Here is a 1,216-nt window from a genome sequence, read left to right as displayed (position 1 = left end):
GATACTGGACTTGAACCAGTGACCCTCGCCTTGTAAGGGCGATGCTCTCCCAACTGAGCTAATCACCCACATATAATTTATATCGCTACTATTAAAATAAATAGTACTGGACTTTAACCAGTGAACATCGCTGTTACATGTCAGTAGCAGTGTTGTTCTCTTTTCTAACTGAGCTGTGCTCATATAGAATTTAGATGCGAACACTTATAAAAAGTGGTGGGTGATACTGGACTTGAACCAGTGACCCTCGCCTTGTAAGGGCGATGCTCTCCCAACTGAGCTAATCACCCGCATCTAAACAACATCACATTGCTGCGTTGTTGTGGGGCGCTATTATAGATAGAGTTGGAAATGTGTCAACACTTGAATGATAAAAATGTACTGAATGAAGGTTTTATAAACAACAGGATATAGCTTGCGTCTATTTAATAGGCAGAATATGTTGGGTAGTATAAAAATGTGGCGTATTTGTGGTATTTGTAAATAACATTTGCATCTACCCAGTTTTTTTTCGGGGAATAGACAAGCGATTGTTTTTTGTTGGCCATTTAATCGCTCCCTAATGAGGGGGTATACTTTTTGTTACCGGCTTGAGAAGTCATAACAAATAAAATACGGATCAAAGAAAAAATATTTTAAAGCGCAATCATAAAAATCATTTATTGTTTTACTATGTTTAGTTAATTGGTCTGTCGGAGCAAAAGTGCGATGTTAGGTGAGTATTCTTTAAATTATATCCGCAAAGTTTGAATTGCATATAAATGTATACCTTTTGAGGGGAGAGTAGTGAATTACAATTCACTGACTGGTAACGCCACATAAAATAAAAGTGTAGGGGAGTCGCATTAGGGTAATGATTTTAATCAAATTGTGTTTTTTAGCATGCTTGATAGCCAGTTTGTTGAAAATTAAACCATTTAAATAAAGCTGGATAAAAAACTGTTGACTTTATTTTGGGTGGTGCATAGAATGCGCCCCGCACTAAGCAATACACGACGTACTTATTACGGTGAGTGTTGATTAAGTTGGGGCTATAGCTCAGCTGGGAGAGCGCTTCGCTGGCAGTGAAGAGGTCTGCGGTTCGATCCCGCATAGCTCCACCAATTATTAGTGTTTGTCCTAGGGTAGCAGTTTTCTGCGTCCCCATCGTCTAGAGGCCTAGGACACCGCCCTTTCACGGCGGTAACAGGGGTTCGAATCCCCTTGGGGACGCCAT

The 1,216-nt window shown here is 40.1% G+C and carries 3 tRNA genes; 2 read left to right on the top strand and 1 reads right to left on the bottom strand.

Features of this window, described 5'->3' with window-relative positions:
- Positions 1-214: 214 nt before the first annotated feature.
- Positions 215-290, bottom strand: a tRNA-Val gene (locus tag KZZ04_RS18395).
- A 737-nt stretch (positions 291-1,027) separates the two neighbouring features.
- On the opposite strand from KZZ04_RS18395, the gene KZZ04_RS18390 reads away from it, so the two are divergent.
- Positions 1,028-1,103, top strand: a tRNA-Ala gene (locus KZZ04_RS18390).
- A 36-nt stretch (positions 1,104-1,139) separates the two neighbouring features.
- Positions 1,140-1,215, top strand: a tRNA-Glu gene (locus KZZ04_RS18385).
- The last annotated feature ends 1 nt before the right edge of the window (position 1,216 follow it).

Source organism: Pseudoalteromonas sp. CR1, assembly GCF_019392235.1.
Lineage (GTDB): Bacteria > Pseudomonadota > Gammaproteobacteria > Enterobacterales > Alteromonadaceae > Pseudoalteromonas.
Note: the sequence above shows the minus strand (reverse complement) of the source record. Positions and strands in the feature narration are given on the sequence as shown.